We start from the raw sequence: 17,509 nt of genomic DNA on the forward strand, positions 1-17,509 counted from the left end.
ATGGTTAACACTGGATGCCATGGAGTTCGACACCCACGGCGACGCGGATGCGCCGAAAGCGGCGCCCTACGTCGCGGCCCACGAGACGCACTCCGGCGTGGTCGTCTTGGCCGGCGATCGCGCCTACAAGGCCAAGAAGCCGGTGCAGACCGACTTTCTGGACTTCCGGACGGTCGAGCAGCGCGAAGAGGCGTGCACGCGGGAAGTTCAACTCAACAGCCGAATTGCCGCTGACAGCTACTTCGGGGTTGCCCATCTCAGTGGCGCTTCCGGAGCGGCCCCCGAACCGATCATCGTGATGCGGCGCTATCACGACGACGACCGGTTGGCGTCGTTGGTCAAGCGCGGCGCACCCGTGGAAGCGGTGCTCGACAGCATCGCCGGCGTGCTGGCCGACTTCCACGATCGTGCCGATCGCGGCCGACGAATCAGCCTGCAGGGTAAGCCCGAGGCGATCTACCAACGGTGGTTCGACAACTTCCCGACACTGCACCGCCATGCCGACACGGCGGTGCCCGCCGAGTCGGTGCGGCGCGTTGAGGACCTCGCCGCCGCGTACCTTGCCGGCCGGGCGGATCTGTTCGCTCAGCGCATCGACGAGGGCTGCATAGTCGATGGCCATGCCGACCTGCTCGCCGACGACATCTTCTGGACCGACAACCGGCCGGTGCTGCTCGACTGCCTGGAGTTCAGTGACGACCTGCGCTTCGTCGACCGCATCGACGACGCTGCGTTCCTTGCCATGGATCTGGAGTTCCTCGGACGCAAGGATCTTGCCGACTACTTCCTGGACCGCTACGCCGGCTATTCGGGCGACACCGCGCCGTCGTCGCTGCGGGATTTCTATATCGCCTACCGTGCGGCCGTGCGGGCCAAGGTCGACTGCGTGCAGCTGACCCAGGGCAAGTCCGGGGCCGAGGCGGCAGCGGCCCGCCACCTGGCCATCGCGCTGAACCATCTCGAGAGCGGCGCCATTCGACTGGCGCTGGTCGGTGGGGGTCCCGGAACCGGGAAATCCACGCTGGCCCGAAAACTCGCAGAAGAGGTCGGGGCTGTGACGCTGTCCACCGATGACGTGCGTAAGGAACTGCACGAGTCCGGGCAGCTCAGTGGGGAGCCCGGCTCCCTCGGCGCCGGTTTGTACGCCCCGGCCAATGTCGCCGCCGTCTACCGGGCGATCCTGCATCGGGCGGGTCGGTACCTGGCCGGCGGTCAGTCGGTGATCCTCGACGGGACCTGGCGCGATCCGCAGGTCCGCGCCGAGGCGCTCCGCCTAGCGATCGACAAACACGCCGCGACCACCGAGATTCAGTGTGTGGTGCCCGATGATGTCGCCGCCGACAGAATCAGAAGCAGGACACCGGGGAACTCCGATGCGACACCGCAGATCGCGGCGGCACTGACCGCTCAAGACTTCGAGTGGGACACCGCGCACCGTGTCGACACGGCGCGACCGCTCGATGATTGCGTGCGGGAGGCTCAGGAGCTGTGGCGCGCCGCCATCCCGACGGCGGGGCTAACGCACTGAGATATCGACGTCGTCCAGCTGCGCGGCGGGTTCCCCGCCAGCCGCGGTGAACGCGCTCAGGGCATTTACCAGCCCGCGGCGCTCCTTGGTCGGCAACGTCTCCACGATGCGGGCGATTGCTCCACGTCGCTGGGCGGTGACCTGACGCACGACGTCGCGCCCGCGTGGCGTCAGGTCGGCGACCAGTTCGCGTCGTGACGTGGGGTGCGGCAGTCGATCGATCAGCCCCGCGCCGACGAGTCGATCGACCATCCGCCCGGTCGTTGAGGGCTGGACGCCAAGCAGGCTTGCAAGTGTCGCCAGGTTCATTGCGCCGCGGTTAGAGAGGATCACCAGTGTCCGGAACTGGGGGATCGTGATGGCCTCGTTCACTTGGGCGATCGACTGTGCCGAGATGGCCACCAACAGTCGTGAGGCGGTGAGCAGTGCATCGGTGATCGCATCGACGGAGTCGTCGCGTGCCGCCACGTCTGCCATGGCCATCAGCACTTCCTCGGGTCAGGTCCCGCCGGACAAGATCAGTTAGTAAGAGCCATTGTTACATGGCAATACTGTTGCAATAAGCATGATTTGTGGGTCCACGAGGGTGATAGCCCTGGCCGCCGGCTGTGTCTGATTGCTGGCCGGCCAGGGCGCCGGGGAGGGCTACTTCGGAGCTCATTGCTTTCGCGCGGTGAGAAGCAGGTACTGCCAGCCCATGACTCCGTGGTGCAGATGATGTTGAGCGAGTTCGGTGAGTTGGGCGTCGAGAGCGGCGACCAGCGTGGGATTGTTGCCGATGGTGCGGTAGGCGTCGATGGTCGGACCGTAGTGGGTCTTGAAGTAGTCGTGAACTGCCTGGGCGGTGGCAAAACGGTCCACCACAAGCATGCATCGCCGGGCTTGGATGATGCTGGCTCCGGCGCCGAAGAGATTGCCGACGTAGTCGTCCCGCCCCCACAACGCCGCTGGTGGGATGCCTGGAGTCTGGGTGGGGCGATAGGGCCTGATCGCCGCCAGCATCCGCCCGAAGAACCCTTCCGGAGTCCAGTTCGCCAGCGCAATCGTGCCGCCGGGGCGGCAGACCCGGATCAGCTCATCGGCAGCGCGTTGGTGATCAGGAGCGAACATCACCCCGATCCCCGACAGGACCGCGTCGAACTCGTTGTCGGCGAACGGCAATGCCTGTGCATCGGCCTCTCGCCACTGGATCGCCACGTTGTGCTCGATGGTCCGCAACTGCGATCGTTGCAGCAATTCCGGGGTGAGGTCGCTGGAAACCACGGTCGCGCCGGTCAGCGCGGCCGGGATCGAGATGTTGCCAGATCCGGCCGCCACGTCTAGTACACGATCACCTGCCCTGATACCGCTGGCATCAACCAGAACCGGGCCGATCGGAGCCATGACCTGTTCGGCCATCAGCGCGTAATCGCCCATCGCCCACATATTCCGGTGGTTCGTGAGGCTTTCCGCCGCGGTGGGGTAGTCAACGGTCATCTGGGCCTCCTGTTGAGGGGATGTGGTGTGCCGACGCCGTTGTCGCGCGGCTCGTCGCGCTACCGCGAGATCAATGCCGCTCCTTTCAGTGATAGTTGTAAATAGTTGCTATACGCAATAGTAGTTATCTGCTAATGATCTGTGGGGTGTCTGTGCCCACGTAGGAGCGGCACGTATCGATGGGAATGCCCGGATTTGGCTGGGCCTTTCCCGTGCTGGCGAAACGCCCTAAGCGACTTCCCTAAACTGTCCCGGTGCGCATTGTCTTCGCCGGCACCCCGGAAACCGCGTTGCCGTCGTTGCAACGGCTGATCGACTCGCCGCGCCACGACGTGGTGGCGGTCCTGACCCGGCCCGACGCGGCGTCCGGCCGGCGGGGGACCCCGCAGCCGTCTCCGGTTGCCCGCCTGGCCCTCGACCACGGCATTCCGGTGCTGCGGCCGGCCCAGCCCAACGCACCTGAGTCGGTGGCGGAGCTGACCGAACTGGCGCCGGAGTGCTGCCCGGTGGTGGCCTATGGGGCGCTACTGCGCGACGCGTTGCTGGCGGTGCCGACGCACGGCTGGGTCAACCTGCACTTCTCCCTGCTGCCGGCCTGGCGTGGTGCGGCCCCGGTGCAGGCCGCGATCGCCGCCGGTGACGAGTTGACGGGCGCGACGACGTTTCAGATCGAGCCGGAACTGGACTCCGGGCCGGTCTACGGGGTCGTGACCGAGACGATCCGGGCCGATGACACCGCGGGTGAACTGCTGGGCCGGCTGGCGGTTTCGGGTGCCGAACTGCTGGCGGCGACCCTCGACGGCATCGCAGACGGAGCGCTGCACGCGGTGCCGCAACCGAGCGATGGGGTCAGCTACGCATCGAAGATCAGCGTCGATGACGCACGGGTGCGCTGGGAGCTTCCGGCCGCGGTGATCGAGCGCCGAATCCGCGCCGTCACCCCGAATCCGGGTTCTTGGACCATGATCGGCGACCTGCGCGTCAGAGTCGGTCCCGTCGGACTTGCCGATGATGGGCCAGCAGGACTGCCCCCCGGGGATATTCATGTCGACCGGCGACACGTGTGGGTCGGTACCGGCTCGGTTCCGGTGCGGTTGGGTCAGATCCAGCCACCCGGAAAGAAGCTCATGGACGCCGCGGACTGGGCGCGCGGCGCCCGGCTCGACGCCGAGGTGCGGGCGTCATGACCGGACCGCAACGCGGGCAGCGTCGGCCACAGCGTCCCCAGGACGGCCCACGCAAATCCCGCCGCAAGCCCCTGGACCCGGCTCGCCGCGCCGCATTCGATGTGCTGCAGGCGGTTTCTCAACGCGATGCCTACGCCAACCTGGCGCTTCCGGCGCTGCTGGCCGAACGCGGAATCACCGGCCGCGACGCCGCTTTCGCCACGGAACTGACCTATGGCACCTGCCGGGTGCGTGGACTGCTCGACGCCATCATCGGCGCGGCGGCGCAGCGCGAGCCCGAGACGATCGACCCCGTGCTGCTGGATCTGCTGCGGCTGGGCAGCTATCAGCTATTGCGGACCCGAGTCGAACCGCACGCCGCGGTGTCGACCACAGTCGATCAGGCTGCCCTCGAATTCGACTCCGCGCGAGGGGGTTTCGTCAACGGCGTGCTGCGTACCATCAGTACGCGCGACGAGCAATCCTGGACCGCGGAACTGGCACCGCACGCCGACAGTGACCCGATCGGCCACGCCGCCTTCATCCGTGCCCATCCCCGCTGGATCGCGCAGGCGTTCGCCGACGCGCTGGGGGCCGCTGCCGGTGAACTCGACGCGGTGCTGGCCAGTGACGACGAGCGCCCCCGGGTGCACCTCGCGGCGCGGCCGGGCGCCCTGACCGCGGCCGAGTTGGCCGCCGAGGTGGACGGCGAGATCGGCCGGTATTCGCCCTACGCCGTCTATCTGCCTGGCGGTGACCCCGGAAAGCTCGAGGCGGTGCGTGCCGGTCAGGCCCTGGTCCAAGACGAGGGCAGCCAGCTGGTGGCACGCGCGCTCGCGCTGGCCCCGGTCGACGGTGACACCGGCCGGTGGCTGGACCTGTGTGCCGGACCGGGCGGCAAGACGGCGCTGCTGGCCGCGCTCGGTGCACAGACCGGGGCGCGGGTGACCGCGGTGGAGCAGGCCCCGCATCGGGCCGCAATGGTCGCCGAGAACACCCGCGGCCTGGACGTGGAGGTGCTGACCGCCGACGGCCGCGATTCAGGCCTGCACCCCGGCTTCGACCGGGTGCTGGTCGACGCGCCCTGCACCGGCCTGGGCGCCCTGCGCCGGCGGCCCGAAGCCCGTTGGCGCCGTCTGCCTGCCGACATCCCGGTACTGGCGAAACTGCAGCGTGAATTGCTGGCAGCGGCGATCGGACTGACCCGGCCGGGGGGAGTGGTGCTGTACGCGACATGCTCGCCGCACCTGGCCGAAACGGTCGGTGTGGTGGCTGACGCACTGCGGCGGTATTCGGTGCGGGCGTTGGACACTCGGGAGCTGTTCGCGCCGGTCGAGGAGCTCGGAGACGGACCGCACGTGCAGCTGTGGCCGCACCGGCACGGGACCGACGCCATGTTCGCTGCGGCGCTACAAGTAATCTGAGCGCATGTCACGAGCCATGATCGCGCCGTCGATCCTGTCGGCCGATTTCGCCCGCCTCGCCGATGAGGTCGCCGCTGTCAAGGGTGCGGACTGGCTGCACGTTGATGTGATGGACGCCCATTTCGTTCCGAACCTGACCCTGGGCCTGCCGGTGGTACAGAGTCTGCTGGCGGCCACCGACATCCCGATGGACTGCCATCTGATGATCGAGGATCCGGGCCGCTGGGCGCCGCCCTACGCCGAGGCCGGCGCCTACAACGTCACGTTCCACGCCGAGGCCACCGACAACCCGGTCGCCGTTGCCCGCGACATCCGCGCCGCCGGCGCCAAAGCCGGACTCAGCATCAAGCCCGGCACGCCACTGGAGCCCTACCTGGAGATCCTGCGGGACTTCGACACCCTGCTGGTGATGTCGGTGGAGCCCGGGTTCGGCGGGCAGTCCTTCATTCCCGAGGTGCTCAGCAAGGTGCGCGCCGTGCGCAAGCTGGTCGATTCCGGGGAGCTGAGCATCCTGGTGGAGATCGACGGCGGCATCAACGCCGACACCGTCGAACAGGCCGCGGAAGCCGGCGTCGACTGCTTCGTCGCCGGCTCGGCCGTCTACAGCGCCGCTGACCCGGGCGCCGCCGTTGAATCACTGCGCCGTCAGGCTCTGGCGGCGTCACCGCACCTGCGCGCATGAGCGCCAAAGGCGACGGCGAGCATGCCGTCGACCATGACGCCGCGATGCTGTTGGCGATCGAACAGGCGCAGCGGGTCAAGGGCAACACCTACCCCAATCCACCGGTGGGCGCGGTCATTCTGGACCGCGACGGCCGGGTGGTCGGCGTCGGGGGGACCCGCCCGACCGGTGAGGCGCACGCCGAGGTGGTGGCGCTGCGCCGGGCCGGTGAGCTGAGCGTCGGCGGTACAGCGGTCGTCACGCTCGAGCCGTGCAATCACCACGGCAGAACCCCGCCGTGCGTTGATGCGCTGCTGGCCGCTGGGGTGGCGCAGGTGGTCTACGCCGTTGCGGACCCCAACCCGGACGCGGGGGGCGGGGCGGCACGACTGGCCGATGCGGGCGTTCAGGTGATCTCCGGGGTGCAGGCCACAGCCGTGAGCACCGGGCCGTTGCGGGAGTGGCTGCACAAGCAGCGCACCGGCCGGCCGCACGTCACGTGGAAATACGCCACCAGCATCGACGGTCGCAGCGCGGCCGCCGACGGTTCCAGCCAGTGGATCACCAGCGAGGCGGCCCGGGCCGACCTGCACCGCCGTCGGGCGGCAGCCGACGCCATCGTGGTCGGCACCGGCACCGTGCTCGTCGACGACCCCACACTGACGGCACGGCTGCCCGACGGCACCCTGGCCGACCGTCAGCCGTTGCGGGTGGTGGTGGGCCAGCGGGAGGTCTCCGCGGACGCGCACGTGCTCAACGACGACTCGCGCACCATGGTGATCCGTACCCACGACCCGGCCGAGGTACTGCGGGCGCTTTCAGACCGCACCGATGTGCTGCTCGAGGGCGGCCCCACGTTGGCCGGGGCATTCCTGCGGGCGGGAGCGATCGACCGCATCCTGGCCTACGTGGCGCCGATCCTGCTGGGCGGACCGGTCACCGCCGTCGACGACGTGGGCGTGCCCAACATCGCCCGGGCACTGCGCTGGCGATTCGACACCATGGAGCAGATCGGCCCCGATCTGCTGCTCAGCTTGGTGCCGCACTAGCGGCCACACCGCTCACCGCGAGATGGCGGCCTCCGGCTCGGGCACTTCGGGATCTTCGGCGTGAACGTCGTTGCTGCCGATGAACAATCCGAGCACCGCGCCCACCACACAGATGATGGCGGTGATCCCGAAGATCTCGCCGTACATCATCGCGAAGGCCAGCTTGGAGTTGGCCGCGGTGCCGGCCATCTTCTCGGCCAGGCTGCCGCCGGGCATCTTGGGCAGGCCGGCCAGGATCTGGTTGAACCGGTACAGGCCCCACGCCGACAGGGCGGCCATGCCGATCAGCATTCCGGTCATCCGGGCCACCACCACGCCCGCCGCGGCGATGCCGTGCTCCCGCGGCGGCACCACGCGCATGACCGCTGAGGTCAGCGGGCCGATCACCACGCCCAGACCGAAGCCGGCCAGGATCTGGTCGGTGTGTGCCGCCGGAAGGCTCAGGCCGAGCACCTCGTGGTGGTAGGCCATCAGGTCCACCGGCCACTTCGAGATCAGCCAGTAGCCCCCGGCGGCGATCAGCAGCCCGACGAACGTCACCAGCCGGTCACCGACCGTGGTGGCTATCGCGCCGCCCACCACGGCGCCGATGGGCAGGGCTGCCAGGAACCACAGCAGCAGCATCGCCGCCTCGTTCTGGGTCTTTCCGAGCACGCCCTGGCCGAACAGCTCGACGTCAACCAGGGTGACCATCAACGCGGCTCCGGCACACAGCGAGGAGCCCAGTGCGGCCAGAAACGGGCCCATCCGGGCGCCGGCCGGGTCGAGCAGCTTCGTCGGCGATTTGATCTCCCAGACCACGAACGCCACCAGCGCGATCGCCGCAACCAACAGGTACGCGGCACCGTGGTTGGGCAGCGCCTGCTTGGCGCTGGGGTCGGGGTTGTACAGACCGATCGTCAGCAGACCCAGGATCACCGCCAGCAGCAGTCCGCCGACCACATCGACACGCTCTCGGGGGCCGTCCGTGGACTGCGGCGGCAGACTGAAGTGGATCAGCACCATGGCCAGCACGGTCAGCGGCACGTTGATCCAGAACACGTCACGCCAGCTGGTCAGCGCCCAGACGATGAAGATGCCGTACAGCGGACCCAGCACGCTGCCCAGTTCCTGGGCGCCGGCGATCCAGCCCAACACCGCCGACCGGCGGCGTTGCGCCCACAGGTCGGCACCGAGGGCGAACGTCACCGGCAACAGCGCCCCGGCCGCAACACCCTGGATGGTGCGGCCGACTACCAGCATCGTCAGGTCGGTCGACATTGCCGTCACCACCGAGCCGATGGCGAACGTAGCCAGGCTGACCTGCAGCAGCAGCTTGCGGCCGAACCGGTCGGAGGCCCGGCCCAGCAGCGGCATCGCGGCGATGTAGCCGAGCAGGTAACAGGTGATGATCGGGGTCAGCTGCTGGATCTTGTTGATCGGGATGCCCACACCCGCCGGCTGCGGAGCCATGATGTCGCGCATGATCGTGACCACGACATAGGTGTCGAGGGCTCCGAGCAGGACGGCGAGGCTACCCGCGCTGATCGCCAGCGTGCGGTTGACCCGCATTACGCTCCCGCCGGCTTCTCAATCGTGACCGGCGCGTTCCAGTTCGACAGGGTCATCTGGATGGAGTTGCCCGCGCTGGGGTTGAGCTGGGCCTGGACCAGCTGGTGGTCGCCATCCTCTTGGATCCAGACCGTGGCCGGCGTCGGCGCGGTGGCCTTCAGCTGCGGCGCGAGGGCGTTCACGGCGTCGACGGACGCGTTGCCGGTGACCCGGACGGCCTTCTGGCCGTTGATGGTGTCGCGGCCGGCGGCCTTCGCGTCAGCCAGGTTGGACAGCATGTTGGCCAAGCCCTTCTCCGGGCTCAGAATCGCGGCAACGTCGTAGATCTTGTCGGCGGAGCCGTAGTTGTCGTAGTCGTCGCCGGTGATCGCCGCGTAGAGGTCGCCGTCGATCACGATGAACTTGGCGTCGACATCCGAGCCCAGCATCATGATGGTCGCGCTGCCCTTGGCCGCGGTGGTCGGCTGGGTGGTCAGGTCACCCTCGAGGGTCTTGACCGGGAGGTTCTTGATCTGGCCGGTCACCGAGAGCGCCAGGTGCGCGCTCTTGAGGTTGGCGGTGGTGGTGGCCGATTCCTTGACCAGCGTCGTCGCGTCCGGCAACGGTCCGCCGGCATCCTTGGAAGAACAGCCGGCGAACAGCGCGGCGGCAGTGGTCGCGGTGGCCAGGGCGATGAGAAGTCTGCGCATGGGGGACATCGTATAGAGGCCGCCGGATCGAGGTAGGGCAGCGTAGACATAGCCTGTTGTGATGTTCACCGGAATCGTCGAGGAGCTGGGCGAGCTGGTCGGCCGGGAGGATCTCGCCGACGCTGCGCGCCTGGTCATCCAGGGTCCCACCGTCACCTCCGACGCACGCCACGGCGACTCGATCGCCGTCAACGGCGTGTGCCTGACCGTGGTCGAGGTACAACCCGGCGGCCGGTTCAGCGCCGACGTGATGCGCGAGACGCTGGAACGGTCCAGTCTGGGATCGTTGCAGGTCGGCAGCCCGGTGAACCTGGAACGTGCGGCCGCGCTGAACAGCAGACTGGGCGGCCACATCGTGCAGGGCCACGTCGACGGGACCGGGCAGGTCCTGGCCCGCACCCGCGGGCAGCACTGGGAAGTGGTGCGGATCGGGTTGCCGGCGTCGCTGGCGCGCTACGTGGTGGAGAAGGGCTCTATCACCGTGGACGGAACCTCGCTGACGGTGTCCGGGCTGGGTGCTGACCCCGACGATTTCTTTGAAGTCTCGCTGATTCCGACCACGCTGGAGCTGACCACCCTGGGACGGGCGCCGGTCGGCACGGTGGTCAATCTCGAGGTGGACGTGATCGCCAAGTACGTCGAGCGACTGGTGACAAAGCCCACGGAATGAGTCCACGGCGCGAACCGTGGGTCCGGGGTGGTTCATACTGGATGGGCGGGTTGCGCCGACGGGGCGCTTTCCGACGGCGAAACCAAGGTGGCACAGATGACGAAGTTGGACACCGTCGAGCGGGCGGTTGCCGACATCGCGGCCGGCAAGGCCGTCGTCGTCATCGACGACGAAGACCGCGAGAACGAAGGCGATCTGATCTTCGCCGCCGAGAAGGCCACCCCCGAGCTGGTGGCGTTCATGGTCCGCTACACCTCCGGCTATCTGTGCGTGCCCCTGGACGGCGCCATCTGCGACCGGCTGGGCCTGCTGCCGATGTATGCGGTGAACCAGGACAAGCACGGCACCGCCTACACCGTCACCGTCGACGCGAAAAACAACGTGGGGACCGGGATTTCGGCTTCCGACCGGGCCACCACGATGCGGCTGTTGGCCGACCCGGGTAGTGTCGCCGACGACTTCACCCGTCCGGGTCACGTGGTGCCGCTGCGGGCCAAGGACGGTGGGGTACTGCGCCGGCCCGGCCACACCGAGGCCGCCGTCGACCTGGCCCGGATGGCCGGCCTGCAGCCCGCCGGCGCGATCTGCGAGATCGTCAGCCAGAAGGACGAGGGCGCCATGGCCCAGACCGAAGAGCTGCGGGTCTTCGCCGACGAGCACGGCCTGGCCCTGATCTCCATCGCCGACATGATCGAGTGGCGGCGCAAGCACGAAAAGCACATCGAGCGGGTCGCTGAGGCTCGCATCCCGACCCGCCACGGCGAGTTCCGGGCGGTCGGCTACACCAGCATCTACGAGGACGTCGAGCATGTCGCGCTGGTTCGCGGCGAGATCGCCGGGCCGAACAACGACGGCGACGACGTGCTGGTTCGCGTGCACTCGGAGTGCCTGACCGGCGACGTTTTCGGCTCCCGGCGCTGCGACTGTGGACCGCAGCTGGACGCGGCACTGGCGATGGTCGCGCAGGAGGGCCGCGGGGTGGTGCTCTACATGCGCGGGCACGAGGGGCGCGGCATCGGGCTGCTGCACAAGCTGCAGGCCTACCAGCTGCAGGACGCCGGCGACGACACCGTCGACGCCAACCTCAAACTGGGGCTGCCGGCCGACGCCCGCGACTACGGAATCGGGGCGCAGATCCTTTCGGATCTCGGTGTTCGTTCGATGCGGCTGCTCACCAACAACCCGGCCAAGCGCGTCGGGCTGGACGGCTACGGCCTGCACATCATCGAGCGGGTGCCGCTGCCGGTGCGAGCCAACTCCGAGAACATCCGCTACCTGCTGACCAAGCGTGACCGGATGGGTCATGAACTGACCGGCTTGGAGGATTTCGACGAATCCTCCCACCTGCCGGACGAGTTCGGCGGGGCGCTGTAGATGAGTCCAGCCGCAGGAGTGCCGGATATGCCGGCGCTCGACGCCTCTGGTGTGCGTCTGGCGATCGTGGCCAGCACCTGGCACACCCGTATCTGTGACGCACTGCTGGCCGGGGCCCGCAAGGTGGCCGCCGACGCAGGTATCGCCGAACCGACGGTGGTCCGGGTGCTCGGGGCGATCGAGATCCCGGTGGTGGCGCAGGAAGTGGCCCGAAACCATGACGCCGTCGTCGCTTTGGGAGTCGTGATCCGTGGCGCCACACCGCATTTCGACTATGTGTGTGACGCAGTGACCCAGGGCCTGACCCGGGTGTCGCTGGACGCGTCGACCCCGGTGGCCAACGGCGTGCTCACCGTCAACGATGAGGCGCAGGCGCTGGACCGCGCCGGATTGCCCGACTCGACCGAGGACAAGGGTGCTCAGGCAGCTGCCGCAGCGCTCAGTACGGCGCTGACCCTGCGCGAGCTTCGCGCCGCGCTGTGACGCCCGGGGCCGGATCCCCGCGCTGGGATCTTCAGGTACGTCCGCGCATGATGCGCTTTGGCGTATGGATCGTCGCGATCCTGATCGTGACCATCCACGTCGTGGTGAGCGTGTTGCTGACAATCCGCGCCAGCGGCGTGATCTTTCGTACCTATGACCGGGTGGCGGTCGTGGTGTTGGGCCTGATCGTGGCCGGCGCGCTGCTGCTGTTGACGCGGGCCCGCGTGCGGGCGGGCGAATCCGGGGTGTCGGTCCGCAACGCGCTCGGGGACCGGCTGGTTCCCTGGTCCGAGGTCGTCGGCGTGTCCTTCCCGGCGGGCAAGCGCTGGGCCCGGCTGGAGTTGCCCGACGACGAATACATTCCGCTGGTGGCCATCCAGTCCGCCGACAAAGAGCACGCCGTGCAGGCCATGCGGGAGTTGCGGGCCCTGGTCGTGCGCTACCGGCCCGCCCCACCGCCCGCCGGTTAGCCTTGTAGTCGTGCCAGACCCCGCGACCTATCGTCCGGCGCCCGGGTCCATTCCCCTCGCGCCCGGCGTCTACCGGTTCGTCGACCCGCACGGCCGGGTCATCTATGTGGGCAAGGCGAAAAGCCTGCGGTCGCGGCTGACGTCGTACTTCGCCGACATCGCCGGCCTGCACCCGCGGACCCGCCAGATGGTGACTACCGCCGCCAAGGTGGAGTGGACGGTGGTGGGCACCGAGGTCGAGGCACTCCAGCTGGAATACAACTGGATCAAGGAGTTCGACCCGCGGTTCAACGTCCGCTACCGCGACGACAAGACCTACCCGGTGCTGGCGGTCACCAGAGGCGAGGAGTACCCGCGGCTGATGGTCTACCGCGGGCCGCGCCGCAAGGGGGTGCGCTACTTCGGGCCGTACTCGCACGCCTGGGCGATTCGCGAGACCCTGGACCTGCTGCTGCGGGTCTTTCCGGCCCGCACCTGTTCGGCCGGTGTGTTCAAGCGTCACCAGCAGATCGGCCGGCCCTGCCTGCTCGGCTACATCGGCAAGTGCTCGGCGCCGTGCATCGGCCGGGTCAGCGCGCCAGAGCACCGGCGGATCGTGGACGACTTCTGCGACTTCCTCGCCGGCAAGACCGACCGGCTGGTCCGCAGTCTCGAGCAGCAGATGCTGGCGGCCTCCGATGAACTGGACTTCGAGCGGGCCGCACGCCTGCGCGACGACGTCGCCGCGCTGAAACGCGCCCTGGAGAAGCAGGCCGTGGTGCTCGGCGACGGCACCGACGCCGACGTGGTTGCATTCGCCGACGACGAACTGGAAGCAGCCGTTCAGGTGTTTCACGTGCGCGGCGGACGGGTGCGCGGCCAACGCGGCTGGATCGTTGAGAAGCCCGGCGACCCCGGCGATGCCGAGAGCTCGCTGGAACAGCTGGTCGAGCAGTTCGTCACCCAGTTCTACGGCGACCAGGCCGAATTGGAAGGCGCGGCCGACGAGCCGACCAACCCGGTACCGCGCGAGGTGCTGGTGCCCTGCCTGCCGGCAAACGCCGACGAGCTGACCAGCTGGCTCTCTGAGCTGCGGGGCTCACGGGTCTCGCTGCGGGTGCCGCTGCGCGGCGACAAGCGGGTGCTGGCTGAGACCGTCGAGCGCAATGCCAAAGATGCGCTGCAGCAACACAAGATGAAGCGGGCCGGGGATTTCACGGCCAGATCTGCTGCACTGCAGAACATTCAGGAGTCCCTGGGCCTGCCCGACGCTCCGTTGCGCATCGAGTGCGTCGACATCAGTCATGTGCAGGGCACCGACGTGGTCGGGTCGCTGGTGGTGTTCGAGGACGGATTGCCCCGCAAGTCGGACTACCGTCATTTCGCGATTCGGGAGGCCGCCGGCGAGGGGCGCTCCGATGATGTGGCCTCGATCGCCGAAGTGACCCGTCGTCGGTTCCGTCGGCATCTGGACGCCGAAGTTCTTGCCCCGGAAGGAAAATCGCGTAAGTTCGCCTATCCGCCCAATCTCTACGTGGTGGACGGCGGCGCCCCGCAGGTCAATGCCGCAGCGGCGGTGCTGGCCGAGCTGGGCATCACCGATGTCGCGACCATCGGCCTGGCCAAACGGCTGGAGGAGGTGTGGGTGCCCTCCGAGCCGGACCCGATCATCCTGCCGAGACAGAGCGAAGGGCTCTACCTGTTGCAGCGGATTCGGGACGAGGCGCACCGGTTCGCGATCACCTACCACCGCAGTAAGCGGTCCAAGCGGATGACGGAGTCGGTGCTGGATGCGGTGCCTGGGCTCGGCGAGCATCGGCGCAAGGTGCTGATCTCCCATTTCGGTTCGGTGGCACGACTGAAAGGGGCTACCGTCGAAGAGCTCACCTCCATCCCGGGAATCGGTGCGGCGACCGCCGCCGCTGTTCTCGAGGCGCTGGGAGCTGACGGTGCGGCGGGTGCCGCTGAACAGCAACGGATGTCGGGATGACTACGGACTCACCGAACGGCGTGCGGGAGCGCGATGTTGGCGGCCCCGGAGACGGCGCCGGTATCGACGTTGTCTTGGTGACCGGACTGTCCGGAGCGGGGCGCGGCACCGCGGCGAAAGTACTGGAGGACCTCGGCTGGTACGTCGCCGACAACCTGCCACCGGACCTGATCACCCGCATGGTGGATCTGGGGCTGGCGGCCGGTTCCCGGATCACCCAGCTGGCGGTCGTGATGGATGTGCGCTCGGCCGGTTTCACCGGCGACCTGGACTCGGTGCGTACCGAACTGGCCACCCGCGGCATCAACCCGCGCGTGCTGTTCATGGAGGCCAGCGACGACGTACTGATCCGCCGCTACGAGCACAACCGCCGCAGTCACCCTCTGCAGGGTCAGCAGACCCTCACCGAGGGCATCGCGGCCGAGCGGATCATGCTGGCGCCGGTGCGCGCGGTCGCCGACCTTGTCATCGATACCTCGGTGCTCAGCGTGCGCGAACTGCGCGAGAGCATCGAGGAGATGTTCGGCGGTGACGCCGTCATCGCTCCCACGTCCATCACGGTGGAGTCCTTCGGTTTCAAGTACGGCCTACCGATGGACGCCGACATGGTCATGGACGTGCGCTTCCTGCCCAACCCGCACTGGGTCGACGAACTACGTCCACACACCGGGCAGCATCCGGCGGTGCGCGACTATGTGCTGAGCCAGCCGGGCGCCGATGAGTTCCTTGCCGGCTACCACCGGTTGCTGGCCCTGGTGGTCGGCGGCTACAGACGAGAGGGAAAGCGGTACATGACCCTGGCCATCGGGTGCACCGGCGGCAAGCACCGCAGCGTGGCCATCGCCGAGGCGTTGGCGCGGCTGTTGGATTCCCAGGACGGCAACGACGAGCTTTCGGTGCGGGTGCTGCACCGGGATCTGGGCCGCGAATGAGCGTTGAGCCCGCGAATGGCAACCCGAGCATCGTCGCGCTCGGTGGTGGGCACGGCCTGTACGCGACACTGTCGGCCGCCCGCCGGCTGACACCCCACGTCACTGCGGTGGTGACCGTTGCCGACGACGGCGGCTCCTCGGGCCGGCTGCGCGGTGAACTGGACGTGGTGCCGCCCGGGGACCTGCGCATGGCACTGGCGGCGCTGGCCTCGGACACCCCGACGGGCCAGCTGTGGGCGACCATCTTGCAGCACCGCTTCGGCGGCAGCGGCGCCCTCGCGGGGCATCCGATCGGCAACCTGCTGCTGGCCGGCCTCAACGAGGTGCTCGCCGACCCGGTCGCCGCACTCGACGAACTCGGCCGGATGCTGGGCGTCAAGGGGCGGGTGCTGCCGATGTGCCCGATCGCGCTGCAGATCGAAGCCGACGTGGCCGGGCTGGAAGCCGACCCGCGACTGTTCCGGCTGATTCGGGGGCAGGTGGCCATCGCGACCACCCCGGGGAAGGTGCGCCGGGTGCGGCTGCTGCCCGGCAATCCGCCGGCGACCCGCCAAGCGGTGGACGCCATCATGTCCGCGGACCTGGTGGTGCTCGGCCCGGGCTCGTGGTTCACCAGCGTGATCCCGCACCTGCTGGTCCCGGGATTGGCGTCGGCGCTGCAGAACACCACCGCCCGCCGCGCCCTGGTGCTCAACCTGGTGGCCGAACCGGGGGAGACCGCGGGGTTCTCCGTGGAGCGCCACCTACACGTATTGGCGCAACATGCGCCCGGTTTCACCGTGGACCACATCATCATCGATGCAGGCCGGGTGCCCAGTGAGCGCGAACGCGAGCAGCTGCGGCGTGCCGCCACATTGTTCGCTGCCGAGGTTCAGTTCGTGGACGTGGCCCGACCTGGTACACCTTTACATGACCCAGGAAAGTTGGCAGCGGCGCTGGACGGGGTTCGGAGCATCGACGCATCGACGTTGACCGTTCCGACACCGGTCGCGACGCAGGCCGAGGGCGGGGGCCGGCAATCCGGCGTGAGTGGACCGAGCAGGCTCGGGCCGGGAGGTGACAAGCCGTGGCGATGACGGCCGAAGTCAAGGACGAGCTGAGCCGTCTCGTGGTCAGTTCGGTGAGCGCGCGTCGCGCCGAGGTCGCGGCACTGCTGCGATTCGCCGGCGGGCTGCACATCGTGGCCGGTCGAGTCGTGGTCGAAGCCGAGGTGGACCTGGGGGTCATTGCGCGGCGGCTGCGCAAGGACATCTTCGACCTGTACGGCTACAACGCGATCGTGCATGTGCTGACGGCCAGTGGGATGCGCAAGAGTACCCGCTATGTGCTGCGCGTGACGAAGGACGGCGAAGCGCTGGCTCGCCAGACCGGGTTGTTGGACCTGCGCGGTCGCCCGGTGCGCGGTCTGCCTGCCCAGGTCGTCGGCGGCAGTGTCGCCGACGCCGAAGCCGCCTGGCGGGGAGCGTTTTTGGCGCACGGATCCCTGACCGAGCCCGGTCGCTCGTCGGCCCTGGAGGTGGGCTGCCCGGGCCCGGAGGCTGCCCTGGCGCTGGTCGGCGCGGCGCGGCGGCTCGGGGTCAGTGCCAAGGCCCGCGAGGTGCGGGGCGCGGATCGAGTCGTGGTGCGCGATGGCGAGGCGATCGGTGCGCTGCTGACCCGGATGGGTGCTCAGGACACCCGGCTGGTCTGGGAGGAGCGCCGGATCCGCCGCGAGGTGCGGGCGACCGCCAACCGGCTGGCCAACTTTGACGACGCGAACCTGCGCCGCTCCGCGCGGGCGGCCGTGGCGGCGGCGGCGCGGGTGGAACGGGCACTGGCGATCCTCGGCGACACCGTGCCCGATCACCTGGCCTCGGCGGGAAAGCTGCGGGTCGAGCACCGGCAGGCCTCCCTGGAGGAACTGGGCCGGCTGGCTGACCCGCCGATGACTAAAGACGCGGTGGCAGGGCGCATCCGGCGGCTGTTGTCGATGGCCGACCGCAAGGCCAAGCAGGACGGAATTCCCGACACCGAGTCCGCGGTCACCCCGGAGTTATTGGAAGACGCCTAGCCAAGCTGGCGCCTCGG

17 protein-coding genes are annotated in these 17,509 nt (G+C 68.6%); 13 read left to right on the forward strand and 4 right to left on the reverse strand.

The genetic code is table 11. From position 1 onward, the window contains the following. Positions 1-10 precede the first annotated feature (10 nt). Positions 11-1,528: an AAA family ATPase gene (locus tag ACJH5R_RS05305; protein ID WP_406781613.1), complete on the forward strand. Its 1,518-nt coding sequence runs from the start codon at positions 11-13 to the stop codon at positions 1,526-1,528. Here the strand turns inward: ACJH5R_RS05305 and ACJH5R_RS05310 are convergent. After that, positions 1,517-2,011: a MarR family transcriptional regulator gene (locus tag ACJH5R_RS05310; RefSeq protein WP_406781438.1), complete on the reverse strand. Its 495-nt coding sequence runs from the start codon at positions 2,009-2,011 to the stop codon at positions 1,517-1,519. The two genes, ACJH5R_RS05305 and ACJH5R_RS05310, sit on opposite strands and share 12 nt — an antisense overlap. A 174-nt stretch (positions 2,012-2,185) precedes the next feature. Continuing rightward, positions 2,186-3,004, reverse strand: coding sequence for a class I SAM-dependent methyltransferase (locus tag ACJH5R_RS05315; RefSeq protein WP_406759312.1), 819 nt, complete (start codon positions 3,002-3,004; stop codon positions 2,186-2,188). A gap of 254 nt (positions 3,005-3,258) precedes the next feature. On the opposite strand from ACJH5R_RS05315, the gene fmt reads away from it, so the two are divergent. The 4 genes from fmt to ribD are packed head-to-tail and all read left to right on the forward strand — an operon-like array spanning position 3,259 to position 7,304. After that, positions 3,259-4,191 (forward strand): methionyl-tRNA formyltransferase, encoded by a 933-nt coding sequence (gene fmt, locus ACJH5R_RS05320; RefSeq protein WP_406781439.1) that lies wholly within the window; start codon positions 3,259-3,261, stop codon positions 4,189-4,191. Continuing rightward, entirely contained in the window at positions 4,188-5,594 is a 1,407-nt protein-coding gene (locus tag ACJH5R_RS05325; RefSeq protein ID WP_406781440.1) for an RsmB/NOP family class I SAM-dependent RNA methyltransferase, read from the forward strand. Before fmt ends, ACJH5R_RS05325 begins: the two co-directional genes overlap by 4 nt. Before the next feature lie 4 nt (positions 5,595-5,598). After that, positions 5,599-6,276, forward strand: a complete 678-nt coding sequence (gene rpe, locus ACJH5R_RS05330) for a ribulose-phosphate 3-epimerase (protein WP_308483312.1) — start codon at positions 5,599-5,601, stop codon at positions 6,274-6,276. Then, the gene (gene ribD, locus ACJH5R_RS05335; protein WP_406781441.1) at positions 6,273-7,304 is read left to right on the forward strand and encodes a bifunctional diaminohydroxyphosphoribosylaminopyrimidine deaminase/5-amino-6-(5-phosphoribosylamino)uracil reductase RibD; all 1,032 of its coding nucleotides are present in this window, start codon (positions 6,273-6,275) and stop codon (positions 7,302-7,304) included. The genes rpe and ribD overlap by 4 nt, the downstream gene beginning before the upstream one ends. A 12-nt stretch (positions 7,305-7,316) precedes the next feature. Here the strand turns inward: ribD and ACJH5R_RS05340 are convergent, their stop codons facing one another. Both ACJH5R_RS05340 and ACJH5R_RS05345 read right to left on the reverse strand, forming a co-directional pair. Then, positions 7,317-8,855: an MFS transporter gene (locus ACJH5R_RS05340; RefSeq protein ID WP_406781442.1), complete on the reverse strand. Its 1,539-nt coding sequence runs from the start codon at positions 8,853-8,855 to the stop codon at positions 7,317-7,319. After that, positions 8,855-9,553: an LppX_LprAFG lipoprotein gene (locus ACJH5R_RS05345; RefSeq protein WP_406759317.1), complete on the reverse strand. Its 699-nt coding sequence runs from the start codon at positions 9,551-9,553 to the stop codon at positions 8,855-8,857. The genes ACJH5R_RS05340 and ACJH5R_RS05345 overlap by 1 nt, the downstream gene beginning before the upstream one ends. A 52-nt stretch (positions 9,554-9,605) precedes the next feature. Between ACJH5R_RS05345 and ACJH5R_RS05350 the strand changes: the two genes are divergently transcribed. From ACJH5R_RS05350 to whiA, 8 genes are all read left to right on the forward strand, one after another. Continuing rightward, the gene (locus tag ACJH5R_RS05350; RefSeq protein WP_406759318.1) at positions 9,606-10,214 is read left to right on the forward strand and encodes a riboflavin synthase; all 609 of its coding nucleotides are present in this window, start codon (positions 9,606-9,608) and stop codon (positions 10,212-10,214) included. Between the two features lie 96 nt (positions 10,215-10,310). Then, entirely contained in the window at positions 10,311-11,588 is a 1,278-nt protein-coding gene (locus ACJH5R_RS05355; protein WP_406759319.1) for a bifunctional 3,4-dihydroxy-2-butanone-4-phosphate synthase/GTP cyclohydrolase II, read from the forward strand. After that, positions 11,589-12,071, forward strand: coding sequence for a 6,7-dimethyl-8-ribityllumazine synthase (gene ribH / locus ACJH5R_RS05360; protein WP_406759320.1), 483 nt, complete (start codon positions 11,589-11,591; stop codon positions 12,069-12,071). A gap of 47 nt (positions 12,072-12,118) precedes the next feature. Next, positions 12,119-12,541, forward strand: coding sequence for a PH domain-containing protein (locus ACJH5R_RS05365; RefSeq protein WP_406759321.1), 423 nt, complete (start codon positions 12,119-12,121; stop codon positions 12,539-12,541). A gap of 10 nt (positions 12,542-12,551) precedes the next feature. Continuing rightward, complete coding sequence (gene uvrC, locus ACJH5R_RS05370) at positions 12,552-14,510, forward strand: excinuclease ABC subunit UvrC (RefSeq protein ID WP_406759322.1); 1,959 nt, start codon at positions 12,552-12,554, stop codon at positions 14,508-14,510. Further along, on the forward strand, positions 14,507-15,442 hold the full coding sequence (gene rapZ / locus ACJH5R_RS05375) for an RNase adapter RapZ (protein WP_406759323.1): 936 nt from the start codon (positions 14,507-14,509) through the stop codon (positions 15,440-15,442). Before uvrC ends, rapZ begins: the two co-directional genes overlap by 4 nt. Beyond that, positions 15,439-16,518, forward strand: a complete 1,080-nt coding sequence (yvcK, locus tag ACJH5R_RS05380) for a uridine diphosphate-N-acetylglucosamine-binding protein YvcK (protein WP_406759324.1) — start codon at positions 15,439-15,441, stop codon at positions 16,516-16,518. The genes rapZ and yvcK overlap by 4 nt, the downstream gene beginning before the upstream one ends. Continuing rightward, entirely contained in the window at positions 16,515-17,492 is a 978-nt protein-coding gene (gene whiA, locus ACJH5R_RS05385; RefSeq protein WP_024443533.1) for a DNA-binding protein WhiA, read from the forward strand. Before yvcK ends, whiA begins: the two co-directional genes overlap by 4 nt. Positions 17,493-17,509: the final 17 nt, after the last annotated feature.

It is taken from the genome of Mycobacterium sp. SMC-19 (assembly GCF_045310815.1).
Taxonomy (GTDB): domain Bacteria; phylum Actinomycetota; class Actinomycetes; order Mycobacteriales; family Mycobacteriaceae; genus Mycobacterium.

Excerpts from the sequence above, each read along its gene's own strand:
- ACJH5R_RS05315 (WP_406759312.1), bottom strand. The coding sequence starts at position 3,004 with ATGACCGTTGACTACCCCACCGCGGCGGAAAGCCTCACGAACCACCGG.
- whiA (WP_024443533.1), top strand. The coding sequence starts at position 16,515 with ATGACGGCCGAAGTCAAGGACGAGCTGAGCCGTCTCGTGGTCAGTTCG.
- ACJH5R_RS05355 (WP_406759319.1), top strand. The coding sequence starts at position 10,311 with ATGACGAAGTTGGACACCGTCGAGCGGGCGGTTGCCGACATCGCGGCC.
- ACJH5R_RS05350 (WP_406759318.1), top strand. The coding sequence starts at position 9,606 with ATGTTCACCGGAATCGTCGAGGAGCTGGGCGAGCTGGTCGGCCGGGAG.
- ACJH5R_RS05325 (WP_406781440.1), top strand. The coding sequence starts at position 4,188 with ATGACCGGACCGCAACGCGGGCAGCGTCGGCCACAGCGTCCCCAGGAC.
- yvcK (WP_406759324.1), top strand. The coding sequence starts at position 15,439 with ATGAGCGTTGAGCCCGCGAATGGCAACCCGAGCATCGTCGCGCTCGGT.
- rpe (WP_308483312.1), top strand. The coding sequence starts at position 5,599 with ATGTCACGAGCCATGATCGCGCCGTCGATCCTGTCGGCCGATTTCGCC.
- ribH (WP_406759320.1), top strand. The coding sequence starts at position 11,589 with ATGAGTCCAGCCGCAGGAGTGCCGGATATGCCGGCGCTCGACGCCTCT.
- ACJH5R_RS05310 (WP_406781438.1), bottom strand. The coding sequence starts at position 2,011 with ATGGCCATGGCAGACGTGGCGGCACGCGACGACTCCGTCGATGCGATC.
- ribD (WP_406781441.1), top strand. The coding sequence starts at position 6,273 with ATGAGCGCCAAAGGCGACGGCGAGCATGCCGTCGACCATGACGCCGCG.
- ACJH5R_RS05340 (WP_406781442.1), bottom strand. The coding sequence starts at position 8,855 with ATGCGGGTCAACCGCACGCTGGCGATCAGCGCGGGTAGCCTCGCCGTC.
- ACJH5R_RS05345 (WP_406759317.1), bottom strand. The coding sequence starts at position 9,553 with ATGTCCCCCATGCGCAGACTTCTCATCGCCCTGGCCACCGCGACCACT.
- rapZ (WP_406759323.1), top strand. The coding sequence starts at position 14,507 with ATGACTACGGACTCACCGAACGGCGTGCGGGAGCGCGATGTTGGCGGC.
- ACJH5R_RS05365 (WP_406759321.1), top strand. The coding sequence starts at position 12,119 with ATGATGCGCTTTGGCGTATGGATCGTCGCGATCCTGATCGTGACCATC.